The sequence below is a fragment of the Streptomyces sp. NPDC104096 genome (genome assembly GCF_055584385.1).
Window position 1 is genome coordinate 21,003 of record NZ_JBVJMD010000059.1, and the last position, 24,806, is coordinate 45,808.

The following is a 24,806-nucleotide window of genomic DNA, read 5'->3' on the forward strand; positions in this document are numbered from 1 at the left end:
CACCCAGCACAGAAAGCACAGGACCTCCCATGCACAGGACAACCGGCAGAATCGTCACCGCCGCCGCTTCCCTCGCCCTCGCGAGCACTCTCGTCGCCTGCGGCTCGTCCTCGGACGCCACCGCGCCGCTGAGCAACGCCGGCAACGCGAGCAGCGCGAAGCATCCGGAATGGAGCAAGTACACATTCACCATCGGAGACAACGGCGGCGACGGCAGCCAGGAGCTGGCGGAGATCACCGGGGTGTTCGACAACGCGCCCTACAAGGTGAAGTTCGCCCGCTTCACCTATGGCCCGCCGCTCGTCCAGGCCGCCGCGTCGGGAGACATAGACCTGGGCAGCGTCGGTGACGTACCGCCGATCACGGGTGCCGCGAAGGAGTACGGCTTCAAGATCGTCGCCGTGAACCGCTCGCTCACGCCCGACCAGGCGGTCGAGAACATCATCGTGCCGAAGGGCTCGAAGCTGAGGACGGCCGCCGACCTCAAGGGCAAGCGGATCGCCGTTCCGCAGGGCAGTTCCGCCCACGGACTGGCCCTGAACGCGCTGAAGAGCGTCGGCCTGGGGCCCAAGGACGCCAAGCTGGTCTTCCTCGACCCCGCGGCCGCCGCGACGGCGTTCAACACCGGCAAGGTGGACGCCTGGTCGATCTGGAACCCGCAGTCCGCGATCGCGGTCAAGAACGGCGCGCGGATCCTGGTCAAGGGCCTCCCGCCGATCGACCAGACGAGCAGCTACTACGTCGCGGCGGACAAGTCGCTGAAGGACGAGACCAAGCGCGCGGCCCTCACCGACGTCCTGAAGCGGCTCTCCCGCGAGTACGCCTGGGCGATCAAGCACCCCGACCAGTACGCGAAGGCGCTCTCGCAGGAACAGGGCATCCCCCTGGCCGACGCCGAGGCGTCCCTGGCCGCCTACTCGAACCGGGTGACCCCGGTCGAGAAGTCCGACATCGAGCTGGAGCAGAAGCTCGCGGACGTCTTCCTGGAATCGGGCCAGATCACCAAGAAGGTGGACGTCGCGTCGATCACCGACAACCTCCTTCCGGCCGGCTACGACAGCTCCGAGCTGACCTTCGACTGAGCCCCGCCATCCACCCCGACACCCGAAGGAGAGAACCCATGACCGCAACACAGCGCCGGCTCCACCTCAACGCCTTCCTCATGGAGGCGGGCCACCACGAGGCGGCCTGGCGGCTCCCGCACAGCAACCCCCGGGCGGACTTCGACCTGCGCCACTGGATCGAGTTGGCGCGGCTCGCCGAGAGCGCCAAGTTCGACTCGCTGTTCCTGGCCGACGGCCCCGCCCTCATCGGCACCGGTGAATTCAGGCCACCGGGCCAGCTCGAACCACTGACGCTGCTGACCGCCCTGTCCCAGGCGACCAGCAGGATCGGCCTCATCGCGACCGTCTCGTCGACGTACAACGAGCCCTACAACCTCGCGCGCCGGCTCGCCTCCGTCGACCACGTCAGCGGCGGTCGTGCCGGCTGGAACATCGTCACCTCGGCGGGGGCTGACGAGGCCGCCAACTTCGGCCTCGACGACCGCCCCGGCCATGCCGAGCGCTACGCCCGCGCCGACGAGTTCCTGAAGATCACCAAGGCACTGTGGGACAGCTGGGAGTCGGACGCCGTCGTCGCGGACAAGGCCGGCGGACGCTACGCCGACCCCGAGCGGCTGCACCGGCTCGACCACCAGGGCACGTACTTCAAGGTGGCGGGTCCGCTCAACGTCCAGCGTCCGCCCCAGGGTTATCCGCTGCTCGTCCAGGCCGGCTCCTCCGAGGACGGAAAGGACTTCGCGGCCCGTCACGCCGAGGCCGTCTTCACCGCCCACACGACGTACGAGCGTGCGGCCGCCTTCTACGCCGACATCAAGGCCCGGACCAGGGCCGCGGGCCGCGACCCCGAGGGTGTGATCGTCCTGCCCGGCATCGTCCCGTACATCGGGTCGACCGAGGCGGAAGCCCAGGCGCTGGCCCGGGAGTTCGACGAACTGCGCGTCCCGGAGTACGGGCTGCGCCAGTTGGCCGCCGTGTTCGAGACCGAGCCGTCGGCCTTCGAACTCGACGCGCTCCTGCCGGACTTCATCCTCGCCAGGCCGAAACTGGAGGGTGCGCAGAGCCGTTCCGACCTGATCATCGACCTCGCCGCACGCGAAAAGCTCACGGTCCGGCAGATCATCTCCCGGCTCGGCGGCGGGCGCGGCCACTTCGAGTTCATCGGCACGCCCGAGCAGGTCGCGGACACGATCATCGCCTGGTTCGAGGGAGGCGCGGCGGACGGGTTCAACATCATGGCGCCCGCCCTGCCCTCGGGCCTCGAAGCCTTCGTCGAGCACGTCCTGCCGATCCTGCGTGGCAAGGGCCTGTTCCGCGAGGAGTACGAAGGCACAACCCTGCGCGAGCACTACGGGCTCCCGGTTCCGGCGAACCAGTTCCACGGCTGACCCGCACCGGACTTCCGCCGCTCCCGAGCGGCGGAAGTCCGACCTTGCGTCTGTCCCGCCCGCGTCCGTGAACCGGGGCCGGCCCGGCGGGCGCGATCACGCGCGCCCGCCGGTCGCTCCGGTCTCTTCAGCACCTGGAGCTGCTGGAGATCTTGATTCCGGTGACGCTGTAGCCGTCGGTGAAGAGGGTCTGGGTGTTCGGCGGAAGGCAGATCGAGGACCCGTCCTGGAGCCGCAGATACACCACGTCGTCATTGCGGGTGTTCAAGACCCCGTAGTGCGGGCGGGGCTTGACCGCCTGGTAGCCACTGGTGACGTCCCGGTACTTCGAGATCGGCTTGCCCGCCAGCAGGTCGGCGTTGTTCAGGTAGAAGCAGACGTAGGGGTACGGACAACCCTGGGTGGGGGCTTCCGCGTGGGCCGCGGACGCGCCGGTCAAGGACATGGTCGCGACGGCCACGCTTGCCGCCGCGAATCCCGCAGCCCTCCGGATGACGGACTTCATCAGACCTCCAAGTATTCAGTCAACTGTTCGAAGCCGCCTGTGATCGGCGGCAGGTCATGACCAGGCCCGGGCAGGGTCGGCGCAGTTGTGCCCTGCTGTCGCGAGTCCCTCGTATGCCAAAGGTGTTTGCGGACACTCGCGCCCGGACTCGGCCGGTGCAGCGCTGCCGCTCTCCGCGGACGCTCTCGCCGACTATGCAGAAAATCTTCCGGCAGCAGCCGCCCGACCCGCAACGGTGAAATGATCCCACCCCAGTTGACCTGTAAGAACACGGAAGCCTGGGATGTCTCCCCAGGATCGGCCCGCGGGCGTAGGACTCGCGGCGGATCGGTGCTGTGCCGCTGGGCCGATGTGGTGGGAGACATCGCCTTCTACGCTGTCGCGGCCAGAACGTGATCGATGTCGAGGAGCACGCATGCCCGCCACCGGCCGGAGCCACATCCGTATCGCCCGACCCTCCCGTGACCTCGCCGCGGCGGAACGGTTCTGGGTGGACGGGCTCGGGTTGAGCGTGCTGTTCCGGTCGCAGAACGCAGACAAGCCGGACGAGCACGATCTGCTGATGGTCGGCTGGCCGGACGCCTCCTGGCACCTCGAACTCGTCCACGACGCCGTAGTCGAACCACGTCCCACCGAGGAGGATCTGCTCGTCGTCTATCTCGACGAACAGGTACCGCAAGCACTGCTCGCACGCCTGGAGGCCCACGGCGGCAAGCGCGTACCGGCGCGCAACTCGTACTGGGACACCTGGGGCGCCAGCGTCGAAGACCCTGACGGCTACCGGCTGGTGCTCAGCACCCGCGGCTGGAGCAACTCCTGACGGCACCGGCCCGGGCCGGAACCGTACGAACTGTTGTCAGGGGCTCGGCCTGAGCGCCGAGCTCAGAGGTTGGCGCCGCTGCCCCTCTGTGTCCACGGTCGTAGCTTCTCCGGGTTGCGGACCGCCCAGATCCGGGTGACGCGCCCGTCGGAGACGTCGAACGCGGCCACCGTCATGACGGTCCCGGCCCGCCGGGCCACCAGGCCCGGCACACCGTTGACCGATCGCTCCAGGAGTTCCAGCCCCGGAGCCTTGTCGGCGATGGCGACCAGGTACCGGGCGATGCGCGCGCCGCCCTCGACCGGGTGCAGTACGGTGCCGACCAGGCCGCCGCCGTCGGCGGTCATCACGGCGGCCGGGTCGAGGAGACCGACGAGCGCCGCGATGTCCTTGGTCTCCCATGCCTCCTTGACCCGCCGCACCACTTCGGCCCGGCCGTTCGCGGTCACCGGAGCCTGCGCGCCGCCGACCCGCCGCCGGGCGGAGGCCGCAAGCTGCTTGCAGGCCGCGGGGGTGCGGCCGAGTACGTCGGCGATCTCGGCGAACGGGTACCGGAAGATGTCGTGCAGGACGAGCGCCACCCGTTCGGCGGGCGTCGTCGACTCCAGCACCACGAGGAAGGCCATCGCCACCGACTCGTCCAGGACGATCTGGTCGGCGGGGTCCGCAGGGCCGGCGCCGTCGGCTCCGACCGTGTGGTTCCACTCGGCGCGGTCGGGCAGCGGCTCGGGCAGCCACGCGCCGACGTAGTGTTCACGACGGGCCCGCGCCGAGCCGAGCAGGTCCAGGCAGATGCGGCTGGTGACCGTCGTCAACCAGGCGCCGGGGGAGCGGATCTCCTCCTGCCGGTCCTGCGGCAGCCCGTACCAGCGCGTGTAGGCATCCTGCACCGCGTCCTCCGCCTCGGTCACCGAACCGAGCAACCGGTAGGCGACATTGACCAGTTGACGTCGCTCGTCGGCTGCCTCGGCGGTACCGGCCCGCACACTTCCCATGCCTTCCGGCCGCCCCCTCGCCTTACCTTTCGTCCGCCTGCGTCGTCGGACTGGTGAGACCTTATCGATCTGTCGCCCGAGGGCGGACAAGGGGACTGCGACATGGCCACTGAGACGACGAAGCCGGCGAGGACGACGAAGGCGGCGAGCGCACGACGGGGCTCCTCGTTCCTGCGGATCGCCATCCTCCTCCAGACCCTGACCATCTTTCTTCAGGCGCTCTCCGCGGGCCTGTTGCTGACCGTTTCCTACGGAGAGACGTTGCACAGTGTCGGAGCCCGGGTGATGTACGGGGCGTCGATGCTGTACGTGCTCGCGGCGGTGCTGGCGTGGAAGCCGGGCGGCGGCTCGCCCCGGCCGGTCTGGCACGCGTCGGGGTTCCTCGTGCTGGCCTCGATCCAGGTCGTGCTCGGCATCGCGCACATCCCGTCGGTCCATCTCCCCCTCGGTGTCCTGATGTTCGGTCTGAGTGTGCTGGCGCTGTCCCGACACCAAGGCCCGGATCAGGGCTTCCACGGCTGACCCGATGAGGGGGTGACCGCCGTCGGCCCGCTCGTTCAGCGTCATGGATGATGAGGGAAACCGGCATCGAAGGGGGCGTTGTGCGATTCGCTGATGGTCCGAGCGTGCACTGTGACGTTCATGTCGCGGCGGCTGTGCCGCGCGTCTGGGAACTGGTGGCCGACATCGGTCTGCCCGCCCGGCTCAGCCCTGAACTCCGGCGTGTCGCATGGCTCGACGGCGCGGACCGGCCCCGGGTGGGTGCCTGCTTCGAGGGCTACAACCACCACCCGCAGCTCGGCGAGTGGCGGACCGTCTCCCATGTGGTCGAGCTGGACGAGCCCCATGCGCTCGCCTGGGCCGTCACGGACGCGGACGGCCGCTACGGAGAACCGACGCTGGATCCGGCGCAGGCCATGGCGAACTGGCGTTACGAACTCGACGCCGAGAGCGGGGGCAGCCGGCTGCGGCAGTCGGTCCGCATCGGACCGGGTCGCAGCGGAGTCACGCTGGGCCTGGAGCGCTGGCCGGACCGGGAGGAGGAGCTCATCGCCTTCCGGCTCCAGGAGTTGCGCGCGGGGATGGAAACCACCCTTCGTGGCATCAAGGCACTCGCCGAGGAGAACTCCTGACGCTCCGTCACGGCCTGCTCGACCGTGTGCAGGGCAGGTTGACGTCGTCTCCTTCGTGGAGGAGGCGACGTCAAGCGACGGTGTCCCGGCCATCGTGCCCTCGTCCGTGCGCCGGTGCGAGGGTGTCCGTCGTAGAGGCGCGCGAGTGCGGAGACGCTCGGGCGGGCGAGCAGGACTGATATCTCGACAACTCTGGTGAAATAAGTCTAAATCGCACAGAATGCGGAACTCGGGAGAAGTGAGGAACACAGGAGACAGGAAGTGAGGAACACAGGAGACAGCTGGAGGCAGCGGAGGAGGCAGTCGGATGCGTCGAAGGATGGTGCAGGAGAAGTCCGGCAGGAGGTCCGCGCCCAGTCGCCGCGCGCTGGAGGAGACGGACGATGGCCCGCGTCCCGAGATCCGGAAGGACATCGCGCGAACGTGGTGGCCTGATGAACGTTCCGGACAGGTACCGAGCGGCGCTCCCTAGGAGCGGAGCGTGAATGTGGGGAGGACTTCTGACTTCATCCGCCCGGATCAGGCGAGGCCGCGGCTGTCATCGGTGATCTCCGACGTGACAGCCGCCGCGCTCGTGGGGCGAGTCGGCACCGCCGTTCTCGCTGATGAAGACCGGCGAAGCCCGAGCCTCACGTCCGGGCCGGGAAGCTCCCCCTCTCGTCCGGGCTAGGAAGCCCCGCTCCCGGTCTTGGCGAACTCGGTGACCAACGCCCTGCAGAACGCGGGAAGATCGTCCGGCTTGCGGCTCGTGATCAGTGTGTTGGAACCCGCGTCGATGTGTACCTCCTCGTCGACATGGGTGCCGCCGGCGTTTCGGATGTCGGTACGCAGACTCGGCCAGGACGTCAGGGTGCGCCCCCGCAGCACATCCGCCTCGACCAGAGTCCACGGTGCGTGACAGATCGCCGCCACCGGCAGCCCCTCGTCGAAGAAGTCCTTCACGAACGCCACCGCCGCGTCGTTCATCCGAAGGTTGTCCGGGTTGGCGACGCCTCCCGGCAGGACCAGGGCACCGAACTCCCGTGCCGTCACGTCATCGACGACCGCGTCGACGGGGAAGGTGTCCGCCTTGTCCAAGTGGTCGAAGGCCTGGATCTCGCCCGACTTCGTGGAGACCAGGACCGGGATGTCCCCGGTCTCCGCCACGGCCTTCCACGGCGCGGTCAGTTCGACTTGCTCGACGCCTTCCGGCGCCACCAGAAATGCGATGCGCATAACGGTTGCCTCCTTTCGAACGTGGCGGCGGAACGGGCACGGCAAGGTGCCTGCTCCCCGCCCTCTCGGTCCGGGCCGTGAGGCCCGGCGCCGGACTTCCGCAGACCCGGATGCGGCGGCGGGTGCGAGGCCGCAGAAGTCCGCCGCGTCGTCCATCGGGTACCCCCTGTCGGCCCGCCGAACTCTCGTCTCACGGGCCGGGAACGCCTGCTCCGCCGGGTACGTCAGCCGACGCCCATGCGCAGGTAGCGCACCCCGCACTCGCGGCAGAAGGGATCGGACGCAGGCGTACCCCACGCCGTGGACGGCTGAGTCCACGCGGCCGGATCGAGCCGCTGCCCGCACAGAGCCTGGGTCTCGCCCTCCTCCGTCATGTGCCAGATCTCGACAACGGGCCCGGCGGAGCGTGGCGAGGGATCCTCCGCATACTGCGCACGCAACTCGTACCCCACGCGTCGTCCTCACTTCCCGTCCCGCGCGTACGGCTCATGGGACCCGATTCGGGTTCCCCCGCCGATCCGGGCGAATCATCGTGAAAGCCGACCGTGGCGGTCGTGTGTCCAGTCCGGGCCCTGGCAGAGCGGATCAGCGTCTGATGCCCGTCGGCGCCGAACCCGACCGAGCGCAACCGACCCCAACCCGAACGCGACCGGGTCACCGGCCGCCGCCCGGCCCGCGCGAGGACGGGCGCGGGCCGGTCAAGCGCTCCATACGCGCGCCACGTCACCCACGACCTGCACGAACTGTCGTGCGGACCGGTGGTGATGCGTGGGGGAGAAGCCTGGAACGAGGCCCGTGAGCTTCCCCTCGGCCGGATCCCACAGCGACAGACCGGTCTCACCGCAGCTGAACAGACACCCCCGACGGCGACCCGGACCGAGTCGATCCAGGCCATCGCGTGATCCCAGTAGTACTCCCGGCCGCACACATCGACCCGGCCCGGACCGTCCTCGGACTCCCAGGCGTCGACCTCGATCCATCGGTCGAGATCCCACACCGAGGGAATCCCGACCGGATGCCACACCCAGCCGTCGTCCAGGGCCCGTTTCCCGTCGGGACTCACCCGCAGTGCGCCGTGGAAGCAGTCGAGACGATGGTCCGCGTCGGCGTCCCCGTCGGCAGGCGCAGCAGCGCCGTGGCGGTGGCTACCAGCTGATCCCGGCCGCCACCGGCAGGTGGTCGCTGCCGGTGGTCGGCAGCACCCACGCACTGTCCGCCTCCACGCCACGCACCAGGATCTGGTCGATCCGCGCGATCGGGAACGCGGCCGGCCAGCTGAAGCCGAAGCCGTCCCCGGCTGCCTCCTGGGCCGAGCGCAGCCGCGAAGTGAGACCGGTGAGCGCACGGTCGTCCGTGGTGCCGTTCAGGTCACCGAGCAGTACCACCCGCTCGTTGTGCTCGGCGGCTATGGACTCGGCGAGCGCCTGCGCGTTCCTGTCCCGGCTCTCCGTCCAGAAACCGCCCCGGGGCGACACGCGTACCGATCCCAGATGGGCCACGTACACCGCCAGCGGCCCGTGGTCCGTGGCCACCGTGGCGCGCAGCGCCCGGTTGTACGCCATCTTCTCGTCGGCCGGCTTCGCGTCGCCCAGCGGTCCGACGTCCTGCTTGGTGTCGACCGGTCGCGTGTCCGACAGCGGCAGCCTGCTCCACAGCCCGACCGTGCCCAGCACCGTGTGGTACGGGTAGGACTTCGCCAGGGCCTTCTCGTACAGCGGCCGCGCCTGCGCGGTGATCTCCTCCAGGGCGAGCACGTCCGCCTTGGAGGCGGCCAGATCACGCGCGGTGCGGGCCGGGTCGGGATTGTCGGCGTCGACGTTGTGGCTGACCACGGTGAGGTCGCTGCCCGGGTGGGACTTGTCGCCGAGCAGCCCGCCGAACAGACTCGCCCACACCACGACGGGCAGCAGCAGCGCGGCGACGGCGGAGGCGGAGCGGCGCCACAGCGCCGCGGCCAGCAGCACCGGGACGAACAGGCCGAACCACGGCAGGAAGGTATCCGTCAGGCTGCCGAGGTTTCCGATCCGGTTCGGGATCTTCGAGTGCAGCAGCATGAGCAGACCCAGCAGCACCGCCAGGGCCGCGAGCACCGGCCCGCGCTTCCAGGGCCCCGGCCGGGAGCCGGCCCGTATCGCCCGGCGGAGGACCACGCGCAGCGTGCGTGGGCGGGCATCGCGGGGTCCGGCGTCGTCCCGCCCGGTCTCCGCCGTGCCGACCTGCGTCATGGTCCGTCCTTGCTCACTGCCGGTCACGGCTGCTTCCTCGGGCTCTGGGTGGGGTGGGCAGCCGACGGCGGGATTCGAGTCATGCCGCCAGTCAAACCGACGTGGTGTTGCCGGGACGTATCCGGTTTTCGATATGCCGACGATATGCGCCGGTTCGTAGCATCGAGAGCATGCGTGTGTCGATCGTCGAGGACAGGCAGCCCGGTCTGAGCGTCCGCGTCAAGCTCACCCTCAGCTATGCCGGATTCCTCATGCTGGCCGGCGGTCTGCTGCTCGCGGCGGTGTGGGTGTTCCTCACCCGTGTGCCGCACGTCGGGCTCCTGTTCGAACCCGACTACCAGTACTCCGTCCTGCGGGACTTCGCCCCGATCGCGGCCGTCGTGCTGGCCTTCCTGCTGGTGTTCGGCCTGCTGGGAGGATGGATCCTCGCCGGTCGCATGCTCGCCCCGCTGAATCGCATCACACGCGCCACCCGCATGGCCGCGAACGGCTCGCTCTCCCACCGGATCGCGCTGGAAGGCCGCAGCGACGAGTTCCACGAACTGGCCGACGCCTTCGACGCCATGCTCGAACGACTCGAAGCACACGTCGCCGAACAGCGGAGATTCGCGGCCAACGCCTCACACGAGTTGCGCACACCGCTGGCGATCTCGAAGACGCTTCTCGACGTGGCCCGCACCGATCCGAGCGCCGACACCGGCGAACTCATCGACCGCCTCCACGCCGTCAACACCCGGGCCATCGGCCTCACCGAGGCACTGCTCCTGCTCAGCCGCGCCGACCAGCGCTCCTTCGCCCGCGAACCGGTCGACCTGTCCCTCCTGGCGGAGGAAGCCACCGAAACACTCCTGCCCCTCGCGGAGAAGCACGGCGTCACCATCGAGACCGGCGGCGCCGTCAGCCGCACCCTCGGATCGCAGGCGCTCCTGCTGCAGTCGGCCATGAACCTCGTGCACAACGCCATAGTCCACAACCTGCCCGAACAGGGCACGGTGTGGGTCGACACCAGCGTGCGCCCCGGGACCGTGGTGCTCACCGTCGAGAACACCGGCGAGAAGCTCACCCCAGAGCTGGTCTCGACACTCACCGAACCGTTTCAGCGCGGCACCGAACGCGTACACACCGATCACGCAGGTGTCGGCCTCGGACTCGCCATCGTCAAGACCATCACCCACGCACACGACGGCACGCTCACCCTCACCCCGCGTTCCGCCGGCGGGATCCGGATCACCGTGGAACTCCCCGCGATGGACCAGGAGGCCGACAGATGAGCGGAACCGGGCGAGGTCGTGGTGTGGGCCCGGTCGGGTCCGTCGGCGCGGCTCACACCGTCACGGCAGCTCGGCGCCCTCGACGCTGAGCAGTTCCATGAGCTCGGGTCGGTGCAGGGCGGCGACGGTTTCGAGAAGGTCGGGATGGCGGAGCAGGACGGCGGCTTCGTGGTCCCGGTTGCCGGGATCGGTCAGCCGTTGCAGGGCACCTGCGTCGCCCTGGTGCTCGGTCCCCCTGACGGCCCGCTGGGCGGAGGCGGCCAGGGCGGGATCCGCCAGCAGGCAGGCTGCCCAGCTGACGACGGTTTCGTCGACCCAGGTCCGCCAGGCCGAGTCGTCGGGCTGCGGATCGTGCCCGTTCAGCCAGTCCAGTCGGTGCGCGCCGCTGGGCGCGAGCAGATGAAGGAGCTGCACGTCCATGTCGGTGGGGTAGCGCAGGGCGGCGGCCAGGGACGCGGCCTGCCGGGCCTGGGCCTCGGCCAGCGCCCGGCTGAGGGCACCCGCGGGCGCGGGGTAGGCGGCGAGAAGCCATCGAGCGGAGGCGGCTATGACAGGAGTCAGATCATCGGTCACGGCAGTGGGTCTCTCGGGAGCGCGCTCGCCGGTGTCCGGCCGATCCGTCCTGCGAGCTGTTTCGCGGAGCCGCGCTGCCCCGCCTGTGACGCAACAGCGTAGACAGACGATCCGCCCGAGGAAATGGCCGGCGTCACAGCCTGCGGCCCGGCTGCGGGCCGCACCCAACGCGCGGGACCGACCAGGGACCCGGCCCTTCGGCCGTGGAGGCGTTGCGTGAGATGTGGGGGTGTTGCGTGATGAGACGGGAGGGGGACGCGGTCGTACCCAGGCGCTGGGTGGTACCTGCGAGACTGAAGAGCATGGATGTCGCTCGGAGGAACAACGTCGTCGTCACCGGCAACCCGCGCGGGCGGACCGTGGTGCTGGCTCATGGGTTCGGCTGCGATCAGAACATGTGGAGGCTGACCCTGCCCGCCCTGGCCGAGGACCACCGGGTGGTGCTGTTCGACTACGTCGGTTCGGGCCGCTCGGACGCGGCCGCGTTCTCGGAGGATCGCTACACCTCCTTGGCCGGCTACGCCCAGGACGTGGTCGAGGTGTGCGAGACGCTCGATCTGAGCGACGCGGTGTTCGTGGGCCATTCCGTCAGCGCGATGATCGGTGTGCTGGCGGCCGACATGGCTCCGGAGCGGATCGCGGCACACGTGATGATCGCGCCGTCCGCGCGGTACATCGACGACGACGGCTACCGCGGCGGCTTCAGCGCCGACGACATCGACGAACTCCTGTCGTCGCTGGAGTCGAACTATCTGGGCTGGTCGGCGGCGATGGCACCGGTGATCATGGGGAACGCGGACCGGCCGGACCTCGGTGAGGAGCTGAAGAACAGCTTCTGTGCCACCGATCCGGACATGGCGCGAGTCTTCGCCCGGACCACGTTCCTGTCGGATTCGCGGCAGGACCTGAAGAGCGTGCGGGTGCCGACCCTGGTGCTGGAGTGCGCCCAGGACGTGATCGCTCCCCGTGAGGTGGGCGCCTTCATCCATGGGGCTATTCCCGGTTCGACCCTTGTCACGCTGGACGCGCACGGGCACTGTCCGCACCTGTCCGCGCCCGAAGCCACCAACGAGGCCATCCGGAACTTCTTGGCGGGCCTGCGGTGATGTGCCGGGCCGAGCAGCGTCCCGATCCGCACGACGCCCACAAGGGGGAAGCGTCCGGTCCGGTGTTCGCCGCACTGCTGGAGGACAGTGCCGAGGAACTGTACGAGAGCGCACCGTGCGGCTACCTGTCCACGCTGATGGACGGCACCATCGCGAAGATCAATACGACGCTGCTCACCTGGCTGGGCCTGGAGCGTGAGGCGGTGGTGGGCCGGATGCGGTTCACCGACCTGCTGACCGTGGGCGGCAAGCTGTATCACGAGACGCACTTCGCACCGCTGCTGCGGATGCAGGGCGAGATCAGCGGCATCGCCCTGGAGATCAAGCAGGCCGACGGCCGGATGCCGGTGCTGGCCTCCTCCGTGGTCAAGCACGGCAGCACCGGTCAGGCCCTGCTGATCCGCACCACCCTCTTCGACGCCCGGGACCGCCGTGCCTACGAGGAAGAGCTCCTGCGCGGGCGTAAGGCGGCCGAGGAAGCGCGCAAGCAGGCGGAGGCCGACCGGTCCCGGCTGGAGGACGCCCTCGCCGTCCTCCAGCAGTCGCTGCTGCCCGACACTCTGCCGCGGATACCCGGCATGGAGGCGGCCGCCCACTACCACACCGCCCATCCCGACCGGCTCGGCGGCGACTTCTACGACGTCTTCCCGGTGGACGGCAAGCGCTTCGGTTTCTTCCTCGGCGACGTGTGCGGCAAGGGGCCACAGGCCGCTGCGGTCACCTCGCTGACCCGCTACACATTGCGCGCCGCGGCCCTGCACGACTCCGACCCCGTCTCGGCCCTGAGCACCCTCAACCAGGTGCTGTACGAGCGGTACGCAGGCGGCAGCGGTGACCCGCGATACTGCACCGCGGTCTTCGGCACCCTCGAACCCGATCCCGGCACGGGGCAGGTCGCCGTCCACCTGGCCTCGGGCGGACACCCTTCAGCCGTCATCACGCGTGGCGACGGCACCGCCGAGTTCCTGCCCACCCCCGGTGGCCTGCTGGTCGGCGTCCTGCCCGCGGCGGGCTTCAGCGCCGCCGCGACCGTCCTCGCTCCCGGCGACACTCTCCTGCTGTACACCGACGGCATCACCGAAGCGCGCACCGGCGAGGACCGCACCAGTCTCTACGGGGACGAGGCCCTGCTCTCCTTCGCCGCCGGTCGGGCCGGCAGGTCCCCGTCCGCTCTGATCCGGGGGCTGACAGGCCTCCTGCACGGCTTCGGTGACGGTCTCGACGACGATACGGCTCTGCTCGCTCTCGGCGTCCCGGCCTCCGACCGTCGGACGGGAAGCCGATGAGCCCCCTGAAGGTCACCGTCCGAGATGCTGCGGCTGGTCCCGTTCTGGAGATTTTCGGCACGCTCGACTACGACAGCGCCGCCGAACTGCGTGCACTGGTCTCCACCGTCCCCCTCCGGCCGGGCCAGCGCCTCCTCCTGGATCTGGGCGGCCTGGAGTTCTGCGACTCCAGCGGCCTCAGCGCGCTGATCGCCGCTCATCACCACGCTCGCGCCGCACAAGCGGCCGTCGCACTGACCGCCGTACCCGCTCACACGCTGCGCATCCTGCGCATTGTCGGCCTCGACCAGATTCTCCCCGTCCACCCCGGCGTACGGGGCGGGGGAGAGCCGATGCAGGAGTAGTCGTTGTTCCTCGACCGGGCACGGTCTGTCGCCGATCGCCTTGGCGAGCGTACGGTCACGCCGAGGGCTTCGGGCCGAACCGCGGACAGCAACCCGGCAGCCGCCGACCGACCGGCCGCCCGGGCCGACCTTCGGCCCTCGGGCGTCGACCCGCGTGCCACGACGCCGATGAGTAGTCCGCCTCCTTCAGATGTCGTCCGGCGCTAGCCCGGCCGAGGCCCTGACTTCGGGTCCTGGGGGTCCACGCCGGTCATGGCGGAGGTGTCCTTGGTGCCGCTGGGGCGTCGGGACGCTCCTCTGCGCCCCGTGGACCTGTGGCCCTGCTGGTCTCCGGCGGCGTGTTCCTCGCCGCGGGTGCTGTCGCTCTTCACCGTGTCGCCCGGTACCGATCGTGTCTCTTCCTCGGACTTCGTCCGGCCCGGCCCTCTGCCGCCGCCGTACTCGGCCGCATGGAAGGAGCGATGGGCGCTCGGGTTGTCCTGCTGTCGTGTCTCGTCCACGTCGCGGGACCAGCCGTGCTGGCCGGTGCCCCGGTGACGGCTCGGGCCCTGACCGTGTGCGGGCTCGGACGGGCGTGGCTTCTCAGTCATGGGTGGACCTGCCTTTTCGACGGGGCGGAGCCGTTGTGCACGCTCCTGTCTCGCGCTGCCGAGTACCCAGGACGAGCGGTTCCACGAAGCCCGGCGAGGAATCGGGGCAGGGCTGTCGGGACGACGGCGACATCGGACGCGAGGGGTACTGGAGAAGAGCCCCACCCGTCACGGAAAGGCTTCGGAGGGAGTCGAGGTGCGTCCCCGGCACAGCCGGCCCCGTGACCGTTGCGCCGACCTCAACCACAGCTATGGCCTCACCACGCTGCTGCTCCGTGAAGCGTCCGGGCGGGACGTCTCCGCAAAGGACTTTCGCACTGGCATGCCACTGTGCCGGACGCTGTCGCTCTGGTGGTCTCGCAGCCCGTCGCGAGCAACGAGACCGCTCGGAGCCGCGCGATCACCCGGGCGGTCCGTGAAGTGGCCGGTTGTCTCGGCAACACGCCTGCGGTGTGCCGGGCTGCGTCGGCCGAGTTCATTAAAAATCCCGTAAACGGTGACAAAGGGATATGTGAGGGCAGATGGGAAAGGCGGACCCCGGCGCCGGCAAGCCGGGCGGCTGCCGGTGGGTGACTTCACCACCACCCGCGGCGAGCGCACCAGGGCCGCCCGCGCCGTCGGCGACCGGGCGCGGGCATGCTCTCCCGTGGCCTCGCCGAAGCCGGCTCCTGAACGTCCGGGGCGCGCACTCCGACCGGCACGGGAACCGGGGGACTCGAGAGGAGCACACAGCATGACGAGTCGGGCTGACCGGGCCGCGGACGCCGAGGTGCTGGACACCGCGTTCGCGGAGACGGTGCGCCGAACCGGTGCGTCCATCGGCGCGCTGTACCTGCTCGCCTCGGACGAGCCACTGCTCTGTCTGGAACTGGTGTGCGGCGTCCCGGTCGAGTTCGCCGCGCCCTGGGAGAAGATCGTGCTCGCCTCCCCGACACCCGTGGCCGAGGCCGTGCGCGAGGAACGCATGGTGTGGGTCGGCAGCCAGGAAGAGATGGCCCGCTCCTACCCCCGCACCGCCCTGGTGCTCCCCTATCCGTTGGCGCTGGCGGCCGCGCCGGTCATCGGGACCCGGCGATGGGGGACGCTGCTGCTGATGTGGCCGGCCACGCGCCCCTCCCACATGACCCCGCGCGAGCGCGGCAACATCACCTCAAGTTGTCGCCGTCTGGCCCGGCTGCTCGAGGAAGCCGCCGAGCAGGGTCGGCCCGTCCACTACGCAGTGCCCCGCTCCGTTCCCGTGGGAACCGGCCGCAGGACCGCGCCCTCGGAGCTGGCGGTCACCGACTTCGTCGAACGTCTGCCCGGTGGAAGCTGCTCCCTGGACCTGGAGGGCCGCTTCACCTACATCAGTTCCGGCGCCGGGGACCTGCTGGGCCGCGACGCCGGTCAGCTGCTGGGCACCGTGCCGTGGCTGTCCCTGCGCTGGCTCGACGACCCCTACTACGAGGACCGCTACCGTGCCGCGGTGATCAGCCGGGAACCCGTCTCGTTCACCGCCTGCCGTCCGCCGGACCAGTACCTGGACTTCCACCTCTACCCCGATGACAGCGGGATCAGCGTCCGCATCCTTCCCGGCGATGCCCACACGTCGTCCCCACCGCCGTCCCTCGGCCCCACGGGCGGGGCCGACGGGGCCGCACCGGCCCGCGTCAGTCAGCTGTACCAGCTCACACACCTTGCCGCCGCGCTGACCGAGGTCGTCGGCGTCCAGGACGTCGTCGACCTGGTCGCCGACCAGATCATGCCCGCCTTCGGGGCCCGCGGCCTCGTCCTGGCCACCGTCGACGCCGGCCGGTTCAGGATCTCCGGCCACCGCGGCTACGCATCCGAGACCATCGCACGCCTGGACGGCCTCCCCCTCGACACCGTTCTCACCCCTGCCGGACAGGTCCTGGCGACCAGCACACCCGCGTTCTTCGCCGACGTCGCGGAGATGCGGCACAGCTTTCCCGAGGCCCCGTCGGTCAGCGGCAAACAGGCCTGGGCCTTCCTGCCCCTGGTCATCTCCGGCCGGCCGGTCGGCATCTGCGTCCTGTCCTACGACAGTCCGCACACCTTCGCCTCCGAGGAACGTGCCGTCCTCACCTCCCTCGCCGGGCTCATCGCCCAGGCGTTCGACCGGGCCCGCCTCTACGACACCAAACACGCACTTGCCCACGGCCTCCAGCAGGCGCTGCTCCCGCACAGTCTTCCCACGATCGACGGCCTGCGCGTCGCCGCCCGCTACCTCCCCGCCACCCGGGGCATGGACATCGGCGGAGACTTCTACGACGTGATCCGTCTCGGCGACACGGCGGTGGCCGCCGTCATCGGGGACGTGCAGGGCCACAACGTCGCCGCCGCCGGCCTGATGGGCCAGGTCCGTACCGGCGTCCACGCCCACGCGACCCTCGGCACGACCCCCGACCAGGTCCTTCACCGGACCAACCGGCTCGTCGCGGATCTCGGCTCCGACCTGTTCACCAGTTGTCTCTACGCCCACCTCGACTTCGCCCGCCGAAGGCTCATCCTGGCCAGTGCCGGTCACCCGCCACCGATCATGCGCCTTCCCCACGGCGAGACCCGGCCCCTCGAGGTCCAGCCCGGCCCACTCCTCGGCATCGACCCGGACGCCGACTTCCCCATGACCGAGAATCCGCTCACCGAGGGGATGCTGCTGGCGCTGTACACCGACGGCCTCGTCGAGACACCCGGTGTCGACCTCGACGACTCCATCGCCCGTCTCGCCCGCCACCTCGCCCGAGCCGACGACCAAGACCTGAACCTGCTCATCGACACCGTGCTGAGCGAGGCCGGCACCGCCGGGCAGCGCCTCGACGACATCGCACTGCTCGTGCTGCAGGACGTTTCCTAGGCCGGACGTTCCCGAGACGGTCCGCTGCCGGGGGTGCCTCCGGCGTCTGACCGGACGCAGTCGGAGGAGCGGGACCGTGTGTCGTTGGGCGGATGTTCCCGGTGCGCCCGTTACCACGCCGAGCGGGGCGGTCATGGCTGTAGCCCTGCCCCGAGCACGGCGCGGGCGTCGAGCATGGAGGAAAGATGCCGAAGTCCCACCCGATCAGAGCCGCCGCCGAGAAGGTGACCGACGTCCTGGGCCACGGCCGCCCGGCCGAAGGCATCCCCGGCGCGCCGTCGTCCGGGTCCGTTCCGGTCGAGGAGCCCGTCGAGCCACGCGAGCCGCTACCGCCCAAACCGGACCAGGGAACCCCTGAGACCGTGAGCCCCACCGGCCAGCCGACCGGAGCCGAGCCCGGCCGCAACGCGCAGAGCGGTTCCTACCTGACCACCGCGCAGGGCACCCGGCTGTACGACACCGATCACTCTCTCAAAGCGGGTGCACGGGGGCCGGTTCTGCTGCAGGACCACCACCTGCGCGAGAAAATCATGCACTTCGACCACGAGCGGATCCCCGAGCGCGTTGTCCATGCCCGCGGTGCCGGTGCACACGGGGTCTTCCGGGCCTACGGCACCGCCGAGAACGTCACCCGCGCGGCGTTCCTGCGCAAGGACACGGAGACCCCCGTCTTCGTGCGTTTCTCCACGGTGCTCGGATCCCGCGGATCCGCGGACACGGTCCGTGACACCCGCGGATTCGCCACCAAGTTCTACACCGAGGAGGGGGTCTTCGACCTCGTCGGCAACAACATCCCGGTCTTCTTCATCCAGGACGCGATCAAGTTCCCCGACGTCATCCACGCCGGCAAGCCTCACCCGGACCGGGAGATCCCGCAGGCCCAGAGCGCCCACGACACCTTCTGGGATTTCGTCTCGCTGCATACCGAGGCCCAGCACCACACCCTGTGGAACATGTCCGACCGGGGAATCCCCCGCTCGTTCCGGACCATGGAGGGCTTCGGCGTCCACACTTTCCGCCTTGTCGACGCGCAGGGCAAGTCGACGCTGGTCAAGTTCCACTGGAAGCCGAAACTCGGGGTGCACTCCCTGGTGTGGGAGGAAGCTCAGATCGCGGGCGGCGTCGACCCGGACTTCCACCGCCGCGACCTTGCCGACGCGATCGAAACCGGTGCCCACCCCCAGTGGGAGCTGGGCATCCAGGTCTTTCCCGACACCCCGGAGCAGACCTTCGAGGGGATCGACCTGCTCGACTCGACGAAGATCGTTCCTGAGGAGCTGGCCCCGGTCCAGCTGATCGGACTGCTGACCCTCGACCGCAACCCGAGCAACTTCTTCGCCGAGACGGAACAGGTCGCATTCCACGTCGGCCATCTGGTTCCGGGCATCGACGTCACCGACGACCCGCTGCTCGCCGGCCGGCTCTTCTCCTATCTGGACACCCAGATCACGCGCCTGGCGGGCCCCAACTTCAACCAGATCCCGATCAACAGGCCGCACTCGCCCGTCAACGACATGCTGCGTGACGGTTTCCACCAGCAGGCTGTGCACAGCGGGGTGGCGCCCTACAAGCCGAACTCGCTGGACGGCGGCTGCCCGTTCGCCGCGGGGGCGGACACCGGCGCCTTCATCGAAACACCGCTCGAAGTCCCCGCAGCCCGCAAAGTCCGTGACGCCCCGGCCAGCTACGCCGACCACTTCAGCCAGGCCCGGCTGTTCTGGCTCAGCATGTCCTCGGTCGAACGCGAGCACATCATCGCCGCCTACACCTTCGAGCTCGGCAAGTGCTGGAGCAACGCCATCAAGGAGCGGCAGCTGCGCGCGCTCGCCCACATCGACTCCGAGCTGTGTGCCGCGGTCGCCGTGGGCCTCGGACTGCCCGCCCCCGAGGCCACCGAACCGCCCGCCGATGTGCAGCCGAGCCCGGCCCTCTCCCAGGTCGGCCGGGAATGGCCGGCCGACGGCCGGGTCATCGGGATCGTCACCGGAGGCTCCGACCACCTGGAGGGAGTCAACGCCCTGCGCCAGGCCGTTCTGGACATGGGCATGGTTCCGCTGGTCGTCGCACCGGCCGGAGGAAAGCTCGGCACCGGCGGTGACGCGATCACCGTCCAGCGGACCTTCGCCACCGCCCGCTCGGTCGAGTTCGACGCCGTCGTCGTCGCCGGGGCGCCGGCTCCGGACGGCGCCCACGGCGCTCAGGACGCCAAGGCCGCTGCACCGGGACCCAGCCGGACGGCGCTCGACCCGCGGGTGCTGCTCCTGGTCTCCGAGGCGTTCCGGCATGCCAAGGCCATCGGCGGCTGGGCGGGTGCCGACGCGGTGCTGGAAGCAGCCGGGGTACCCGTCGACGCCGTCGGCGTCGTTCTCGCCGAGGACGCCGAAGCGGTACTGAACCAGTTGGCCCCTCTGCTGGCCCGGCATCGGGTCTGGGAGCGCTTCACCGCCGCCGTCTGATCCTGGGCGACACGCCCGGACCCCGCCGCCTTGCCGGGCGGCGGGACCGGGTGCCGTTCCCCGCCGACGAAGAGTGCGACCTCGTGCCAAGCAGGCCTCGTTTCCTGTTTGTTCGGAATGATGCGCCTGGTGGGCCCGACTCCGCCGGGCCATCCGCGTCCGCACCGGGCACCAGCGGTTCCATCGGGCGTTCGGCTGCGGCGAATAATCGTTCGAAACGCGTCGGCGCCTGCGCGACACGCTGCCCGGCCCACCGGCGGCTGCCGCGCCGGAAGACCGAGGGCGCGGTGTTTCAGGTGGGAGCCGAGGGGGAGACGGGAGTTCGTGGCATCGGACTGCAGGCCCTCGTCCGACCGGGTCCGGGCTGCCGGCCCGACGGGCGGACGGCCTCCCCGCTGCCGCGCCCCTGACCGAACTCCGGAACCCGGGCCGGCCGCCGTGGTCCGGACCCTGACCCGGAACGACGGCTCGCCAGTGGTTCCGCATGCCGACCGGAACGCCGGTGAGCCGCCGTCGAAGGCCTTGCGCACTGCGGCCGACGCACAGGAACCCCGCGCGCGGCGTGACGCACCGCATTCGTGGACGAGAGGCGCGTGATGAGTGAGCACCCTGCCGAAAAGTATCCCCAACCCGACTTCCCCGAGCAGGACCAGAAGCATCCCGGCTGGACGGGGGCGATGGACCCGCCTCCCGACCACGGCGAGGAGACGTACGAGGGTCACGGTCTGCTCGACGGACGCAGCACCGTGGTGACCGGAGGCGACTCGGGCATCGGTCGCGCCGTGTGCCTCGCCTTCGCCCGTGAGGGCGCGGACGTCGTGTTCACCCACCTTCCGCAGGAGGACGAGGACGCGCGTGAGACCGCGCGGCTCGTCGAGCAGGCGGGCCGCAAGGCGACAGCCGTGCCGTGCGACATCCGCGACGAGGACCAGTGCGACCGGCTGATCGAACGTGCCGTCGCCGAGTTCGGGCGCATCGACGTCCTCGTCAACAACGCGGCCTATCAGATGTCGCAGCCCGACGGCATCGAGGCGATCAGCACGGAGCAGTTCGACCGGGTCGTGCGTACGAATCTCTACGGCATGTTCTGGCTGTGCAAAAAGGCACTGCCGCACATCCCGGCAGGCGGGTCGATCATCAACACCACCTCCGTGCAGGCGTACAAGCCCAGCCCTCATCTGCTCGACTACGCCACCACCAAGGGGGCGATCGTCACTTTCACCCAGGGCCTCGCCCAGATGGTCGTGTCCGACGGCATCAGGGTCAACGCCGTCGCTCCCGGTCCCGTGTGGACCCCCCTGATCCCGGCGACGCTCCCGGACACGAAGGAGTTCGGGAAGCAGGCCCCCCTGGGCCGGCCGGCCCAGCCCGCGGAAATGGCGCCCGCCTACGTCTTCCTGGCGTCCGACCGCGCGAGCTTCATCACGGCCGAGATCCTGAACGCCACGGGCGGAACGCCGCTGCCTTGATACGTGCGGGCCGTACTGCCGAGGGAAGTGCGAGGGCGTGGCCGTGGACCGGAACGCTTCACGCGTCAGCAGGGCGATCCGGCAGGTGGGCGAGGCCGCCAGGAGCCTGTGGCACGCCGGCCGGGAGATCGAACTGCTGCACCGCGCGATGGCCTTCGCCACCCTGTTCTTCGTCACGCTGGTGCCCCTGCTGGTCGTGATCGCGGCGGCTCTGCCTGCCCGGGGGAGCGGGGTCGCGGACTGGATCAACGAAGGTCTCGGCGTGTCCGGCAGCTCGGCCCAGGCGGTGGACAGGCTGTTCGCCTCCCGCAGCGCCGTCCTGAGCACCACCACCGCGCTGGGTCTGGTCGGCCTCGCCGTGTTCGGCATCTCGCTGATGGCCGCGGTCCAGAACGCCTACCAACGGATCTGGCACCTGCCGCCCGGCCGTTGGCACACGCTGTGGCGCCAGGTCCTGGGCCTGGCCGGACTGATCGCACTCATCCTCCTCAGCACCTGGCGCGGCCTTCCCTGGCTCGGCAGCGCTGCCGCGACAACACCCCGGATCGCGGTGGGCGCGTGCGGCGGCGTGCTCTACTTCTGGTGGCTCCAGCACCTCCTCCTCGACTCGCGCGTCACGTGGCTGCGCCTGCTTCCCGGCGCGTTCGCCACCGTGGCCGCCTTCGTCGGTCTGCGGATCTTCTCCGAACTGGTCTTCGTGCCGCTCATCGTGTCCAATGCGGTCTCCTACGGCGCGGTCGGCATCATCCTGGTGGTGCAGTCCTGGCTCGTCGGCGTCGGCTACACCGTCTACGGCGGCGCGCTCATCGGCCGCCTCATCCCTCCAGGGCGTCCTCGGCGTCCTCGGCCTCCCAGCGCAGCAGGTCGCCCGGCTGGCACTCGAGCACCTCGCAGAGTGCGGCGAGGGTCGCGAAGCGCACCGCCCTGGCGCGGCCGTTCTTGAGCACCGCCAGGTTGGCGGGTGTGATCCCCACCCGGTCCGCGAGCTCGCCCACGGACATCTTGCGCCGGGCCAGCATCACGTCGATGTCGACGGCGATCGGCATCAGATCACCTCGTCCAACTCGGCCTGCATCCGCGCCGCTTCGACGTCGCGTGCGACGGCCTGGGCGAGCAGCATCCGCAGTACGAGCACGATGAGCGCGACCCCCAGGACGGCCAGGCCGATCCCACCCATGATGACGGTGACGCCCGGGTCCTCCCGCTGGCCCGGCGCGTTGACGGCCGTGACCGCGAACCACAGGAGGGCGGCCGCCACGATCGCGCCGATCACGGCGTCCACGTACCGGAAGGCGGCGTGGGAGAACACGGTTCCGCGTCGCACCATCGCCACCAGCCGCCAGACACTGACCAGGGCGACCTGGGCCGACACCATGCCCAGGATCGTGATCACGCGCAGCGCGGTCAGCGGCATCGACCCGTCCTCCGGGTCGCTCCCGCTGACCAACACCCAAATCATCCCTGCCTGTACGAGCACGGTGCCGGCGAGCACCACCACGAGCACGGCGCGCAGCGCACGCACGGTCAGCTTTCCCATGACCCATCCTTCAATCGAGTTGCGATGGGAATCTATCGAATATCGATAGGTGGAGCAAGGTGCGTGTCGATGCCCCGCCGGGGCGGACGCAGGCAGGGCCGTGTGCCCGGGTCGTCAGCCGCCGTTCGGACCGCCCGAGGCGGCCTTTCAGGTGATTGCCGGACGCCCCAGGAGCCCGGCCGGCCGTCGCACGGGTACGAGGTCCAGGCAGAGGACGAACCCGGAACGCCGTGAGGAGCTCGGTGATGTACGCAGCAGTCCGGCGGTACGAAGGGGTGACCGATCCGGCTGAGGCCGCACGTCTGGTGAACGACGGCTTCGTGCCGCTCCTGCGCCAGGTCACCGGCTTCGTGGCCTACTACTGGATCGATGCCGGGGACGGAGTGATGGTCTCGACCAGCGTTTTTCAGGACCGGTCGGGCGCCGACGAATCGATCGCGAGGGCCGCGGACTTCGTACGGGACCACCTTGCCGCACTGCTGCCCGATCCTCCCCAGGTCATGGCCGGCGAGGTCGTGGCCCACTCGTGAGTGCCGACTGAGGGATGACAGGCCCCACGGGGACCCGGCGGCGGAACCGGGGCGCGGCGGAGGACGCGCGGGGCGCCGTCGGAGCTCGGCCTGGGTCCCGGCCGGTATGGGGTGAAGTCGCCCGGCCGGGAAGGGGCAGAGCGGTCCGTCGGCCTGCTCCCTCAGGCGACTTTAAGCGGTCGGCCGCGGCCACGCTCGCGCTGCCCGGTCGAGTCGTGGCGCCGTACCCCCGGTCGGCCGGTCCGCCCGACGGCAACGGAGACGGGACTGCCGCACCCGGCGTGATCCCGTGACGTCAGCCCTGTGGCCGGTCGACGACGGGCACCGCGGTGACGGGGTCGTGGCCCGTGGCGACCAGCCGCATCACAAAACCTGCCACGCCTTCGAGCTGCCGGGCGTGCTCCAGCCCGCCGATCGCGGCCGGCACGCCGCCGAGGTCGCGGATCAGCTCGGCGGCGACGGCGAGCGCCGCGTCGTCGTCGCCGCACATCGCCACGGTCCGCTTCGGTTGCCCCGCCGGTGTCGGGGCCAGCCAACTCGTCCCCGCGAACAGATGCAGCGCCTTGACCATGCGGCTGCCCACGGCCCGCTCGGCGATGTGCTCCACCGCCGACCCGGTGGACGGCTTGAGCAGTCCGGAGGCGTGGTCGACGGCATTGGTGCAGTCGATCACGGTCTTGCCCGCCAGCGACCCCTGGTCGGCCTCCGCGAGAGCGAGCATCCGGTCGAGCCCCTCCCAGGCCACCGCCACGACCACGGCGTTGCCGGCCCTGGCCACCTGTACGGGCTCGACCGCCTCGACCGACCCGCCGAGCCGCTCGGCGATCGCCCGCGCCCTGTCCTGCGAACGGCCGCCGACGAGGACCTGATGCCCACGTCGCGACCACGCCTCCGCCAGCGCCTCGGCCATCACGCCGGTGCCCAGAATTCCGATACGCACGTCGCTCTCCCACTCCTCGAAGTCCTGACACCTCGTACGGTAGGAACCTCGGGCCTACCGATCGGTAGGCCCGAATCCGGTAGGAAGGGACGTGTGACCGACCACTGCTCACCCTTCGCCGCCGACTGCGCGGTGCGCCTGGCCGCCGATCTGATCTCCCACACCTGGGACCCCGTGGTGCTGATGGCCCTGCGAGCGGGCAGACGTCGCCGGACCGACCTTCTGGGCGACATCGCGGGCGTCAGCGACAAGGTCCTGACCCAGACCCTCGGCCGGCTGCACGCCAACGGCCTGATCACACGGATCACCACGCCGGCCGACCGCTCTGTCGCGTACGAGCTGTCCGAGCTGGGCGGCAGCCTCGCCGAGGGACCGCTGGCCGCGCTCGGCCGGTGGGCCGTCGAGCACGCCGATCAGGTCCTTGCCGCTCAAGAGCGCCACGGCGCCGGCATCGGCGACCGTGCGGGGGCCGGATAGGGGTCGCGCGGACGTGCCCGGGCCCGGCCCC

At 70.2% G+C, this 24,806-nt stretch carries 24 protein-coding genes and 2 pseudogenes; 16 read left to right on the forward strand and 10 right to left on the reverse strand.

The window, feature by feature from the left end; all coding sequences use genetic code 11:
- Positions 1 to 29: 29 nt before the first annotated feature.
- Positions 30 to 1,082: an ABC transporter substrate-binding protein gene (locus tag ACZ60B_RS36115; RefSeq protein ID WP_469394762.1), complete on the forward strand. Its 1,053-nt coding sequence runs from the start codon at positions 30 to 32 to the stop codon at positions 1,080 to 1,082.
- 38 nt (positions 1,083 to 1,120) lie between these two features.
- The gene (locus tag ACZ60B_RS36120) at positions 1,121 to 2,449 is read left to right on the forward strand and encodes an LLM class flavin-dependent oxidoreductase (RefSeq protein WP_469394764.1); all 1,329 of its coding nucleotides are present in this window, start codon (positions 1,121 to 1,123) and stop codon (positions 2,447 to 2,449) included.
- Positions 2,450 to 2,576: 127 nt separating this feature from the next.
- Here the strand turns inward: ACZ60B_RS36120 and ACZ60B_RS36125 are convergent, their stop codons facing one another.
- Positions 2,577 to 2,954 (reverse strand): hypothetical protein, encoded by a 378-nt coding sequence (locus ACZ60B_RS36125; protein ID WP_469394766.1) that lies wholly within the window; start codon positions 2,952 to 2,954, stop codon positions 2,577 to 2,579.
- 415 nt (positions 2,955 to 3,369) lie between these two features.
- On the opposite strand from ACZ60B_RS36125, the gene ACZ60B_RS36130 reads away from it, so the two are divergent.
- A complete protein-coding gene (locus tag ACZ60B_RS36130) occupies positions 3,370 to 3,774 on the forward strand; it encodes a VOC family protein (RefSeq protein WP_469394768.1) in 405 nt (134 codons plus the stop codon).
- Between the two features lie 62 nt (positions 3,775 to 3,836).
- Here the strand turns inward: ACZ60B_RS36130 and sigJ are convergent, their stop codons facing one another.
- Positions 3,837 to 4,769 carry an RNA polymerase sigma factor SigJ gene (gene sigJ / locus ACZ60B_RS36135; RefSeq protein WP_469394770.1) on the reverse strand — a complete coding sequence of 311 codons (933 nt, stop codon included), beginning with the start codon at positions 4,767 to 4,769 and terminating at the stop codon, positions 3,837 to 3,839.
- A gap of 102 nt (positions 4,770 to 4,871) precedes the next feature.
- On the opposite strand from sigJ, the gene ACZ60B_RS36140 reads away from it, so the two are divergent.
- Together ACZ60B_RS36140 and ACZ60B_RS36145 are read left to right on the forward strand one after the other, a co-directional pair.
- Positions 4,872 to 5,291 carry a hypothetical protein gene (locus ACZ60B_RS36140; RefSeq protein ID WP_469394772.1) on the forward strand — a complete coding sequence of 140 codons (420 nt, stop codon included), beginning with the start codon at positions 4,872 to 4,874 and terminating at the stop codon, positions 5,289 to 5,291.
- Between the two features lie 104 nt (positions 5,292 to 5,395).
- The gene (locus tag ACZ60B_RS36145) at positions 5,396 to 5,902 is read left to right on the forward strand and encodes an SRPBCC family protein (RefSeq protein WP_469394774.1); all 507 of its coding nucleotides are present in this window, start codon (positions 5,396 to 5,398) and stop codon (positions 5,900 to 5,902) included.
- 666 nt (positions 5,903 to 6,568) lie between these two features.
- Here the strand turns inward: ACZ60B_RS36145 and ACZ60B_RS36150 are convergent.
- From ACZ60B_RS36150 to ACZ60B_RS36160, 3 genes are all read right to left on the reverse strand, one after another.
- The gene (locus ACZ60B_RS36150) at positions 6,569 to 7,117 is read right to left on the reverse strand and encodes a type 1 glutamine amidotransferase domain-containing protein (RefSeq protein WP_469394776.1); all 549 of its coding nucleotides are present in this window, start codon (positions 7,115 to 7,117) and stop codon (positions 6,569 to 6,571) included.
- Between the two features lie 224 nt (positions 7,118 to 7,341).
- Positions 7,342 to 7,569: a hypothetical protein gene (locus tag ACZ60B_RS36155; RefSeq protein WP_469394778.1), complete on the reverse strand. Its 228-nt coding sequence runs from the start codon at positions 7,567 to 7,569 to the stop codon at positions 7,342 to 7,344.
- A gap of 693 nt (positions 7,570 to 8,262) precedes the next feature.
- A complete protein-coding gene (locus tag ACZ60B_RS36160; protein WP_469394780.1) occupies positions 8,263 to 9,342 on the reverse strand; it encodes an endonuclease/exonuclease/phosphatase family protein in 1,080 nt (359 codons plus the stop codon).
- A gap of 170 nt (positions 9,343 to 9,512) precedes the next feature.
- On the opposite strand from ACZ60B_RS36160, the gene ACZ60B_RS36165 reads away from it, so the two are divergent.
- Entirely contained in the window at positions 9,513 to 10,613 is a 1,101-nt protein-coding gene (locus tag ACZ60B_RS36165) for a sensor histidine kinase (RefSeq protein WP_469394783.1), read from the forward strand.
- Positions 10,614 to 10,673: 60 nt separating this feature from the next.
- Here the strand turns inward: ACZ60B_RS36165 and ACZ60B_RS36170 are convergent, their stop codons facing one another.
- Entirely contained in the window at positions 10,674 to 11,186 is a 513-nt protein-coding gene (locus ACZ60B_RS36170) for a hypothetical protein (protein WP_469394785.1), read from the reverse strand.
- 302 nt (positions 11,187 to 11,488) lie between these two features.
- Here ACZ60B_RS36170 and ACZ60B_RS36175 point away from each other — a divergent pair, with 302 nt between their 5' ends.
- From ACZ60B_RS36175 to ACZ60B_RS36185, 3 genes are read left to right on the forward strand one after another with little or no spacing between them, the layout of a single operon-like run.
- Complete coding sequence (locus tag ACZ60B_RS36175) at positions 11,489 to 12,292, forward strand: alpha/beta fold hydrolase (protein ID WP_469394787.1); 804 nt, start codon at positions 11,489 to 11,491, stop codon at positions 12,290 to 12,292.
- Positions 12,292 to 13,578, forward strand: a complete 1,287-nt coding sequence (locus ACZ60B_RS36180) for a PP2C family protein-serine/threonine phosphatase (RefSeq protein ID WP_469394789.1) — start codon at positions 12,292 to 12,294, stop codon at positions 13,576 to 13,578. Before ACZ60B_RS36175 ends, ACZ60B_RS36180 begins: the two co-directional genes overlap by 1 nt.
- Entirely contained in the window at positions 13,575 to 13,922 is a 348-nt protein-coding gene (locus ACZ60B_RS36185) for an STAS domain-containing protein (RefSeq protein WP_469394791.1), read from the forward strand. Before ACZ60B_RS36180 ends, ACZ60B_RS36185 begins: the two co-directional genes overlap by 4 nt.
- Before the next feature lie 203 nt (positions 13,923 to 14,125).
- On the opposite strand, the gene ACZ60B_RS36190 is transcribed toward ACZ60B_RS36185, so the two are convergent.
- Positions 14,126 to 14,512 (reverse strand): hypothetical protein, encoded by a 387-nt coding sequence (locus tag ACZ60B_RS36190; protein ID WP_469394793.1) that lies wholly within the window; start codon positions 14,510 to 14,512, stop codon positions 14,126 to 14,128.
- A 295-nt stretch (positions 14,513 to 14,807) separates the two neighbouring features.
- Between ACZ60B_RS36190 and ACZ60B_RS36195 the strand changes: the two are divergent.
- From ACZ60B_RS36195 to ACZ60B_RS36215, 5 genes and pseudogenes are all read left to right on the forward strand, one after another.
- A pseudogene (locus ACZ60B_RS36195) lies at positions 14,808 to 14,977 on the forward strand (DNA topoisomerase IB); the annotation flags it as partial.
- Positions 14,978 to 15,245: 268 nt separating this feature from the next.
- Positions 15,246 to 17,366 (forward strand): SpoIIE family protein phosphatase, encoded by a 2,121-nt coding sequence (locus ACZ60B_RS36200; protein WP_469394795.1) that lies wholly within the window; start codon positions 15,246 to 15,248, stop codon positions 17,364 to 17,366.
- A gap of 185 nt (positions 17,367 to 17,551) precedes the next feature.
- Positions 17,552 to 19,822, forward strand: a complete 2,271-nt coding sequence (locus tag ACZ60B_RS36205) for a catalase (RefSeq protein ID WP_469394797.1) — start codon at positions 17,552 to 17,554, stop codon at positions 19,820 to 19,822.
- Between the two features lie 596 nt (positions 19,823 to 20,418).
- Complete coding sequence (locus ACZ60B_RS36210; RefSeq protein ID WP_469394799.1) at positions 20,419 to 21,291, forward strand: SDR family oxidoreductase; 873 nt, start codon at positions 20,419 to 20,421, stop codon at positions 21,289 to 21,291.
- A 148-nt stretch (positions 21,292 to 21,439) separates the two neighbouring features.
- Positions 21,440 to 22,036: pseudogene (locus ACZ60B_RS36215) on the forward strand (ribonuclease BN); the annotation flags it as partial.
- A gap of 70 nt (positions 22,037 to 22,106) precedes the next feature.
- Here the strand turns inward: ACZ60B_RS36215 and ACZ60B_RS36220 are convergent.
- Together ACZ60B_RS36220 and ACZ60B_RS36225 are read right to left on the reverse strand one after the other, a co-directional pair.
- Positions 22,107 to 22,337: a helix-turn-helix domain-containing protein gene (locus ACZ60B_RS36220; RefSeq protein ID WP_469394801.1), complete on the reverse strand. Its 231-nt coding sequence runs from the start codon at positions 22,335 to 22,337 to the stop codon at positions 22,107 to 22,109.
- Positions 22,337 to 22,828 carry a DUF2975 domain-containing protein gene (locus tag ACZ60B_RS36225; RefSeq protein WP_469394803.1) on the reverse strand — a complete coding sequence of 164 codons (492 nt, stop codon included), beginning with the start codon at positions 22,826 to 22,828 and terminating at the stop codon, positions 22,337 to 22,339. The genes ACZ60B_RS36220 and ACZ60B_RS36225 overlap by 1 nt, the downstream gene beginning before the upstream one ends.
- 245 nt (positions 22,829 to 23,073) lie before the next feature.
- On the opposite strand from ACZ60B_RS36225, the gene ACZ60B_RS36230 reads away from it, so the two are divergent.
- The gene (locus ACZ60B_RS36230) at positions 23,074 to 23,358 is read left to right on the forward strand and encodes a hypothetical protein (protein ID WP_469394805.1); all 285 of its coding nucleotides are present in this window, start codon (positions 23,074 to 23,076) and stop codon (positions 23,356 to 23,358) included.
- Positions 23,359 to 23,653: 295 nt separating this feature from the next.
- Here ACZ60B_RS36230 and ACZ60B_RS36235 read toward each other — a convergent pair whose 3' ends face one another.
- On the reverse strand, positions 23,654 to 24,298 hold the full coding sequence (locus ACZ60B_RS36235; protein WP_469394807.1) for an NADPH-dependent F420 reductase: 645 nt from the start codon (positions 24,296 to 24,298) through the stop codon (positions 23,654 to 23,656).
- 93 nt (positions 24,299 to 24,391) lie between these two features.
- Here ACZ60B_RS36235 and ACZ60B_RS36240 point away from each other — a divergent pair, with 93 nt between their 5' ends.
- Complete coding sequence (locus ACZ60B_RS36240; RefSeq protein WP_469394809.1) at positions 24,392 to 24,775, forward strand: winged helix-turn-helix transcriptional regulator; 384 nt, start codon at positions 24,392 to 24,394, stop codon at positions 24,773 to 24,775.
- Positions 24,776 to 24,806: the final 31 nt, after the last annotated feature.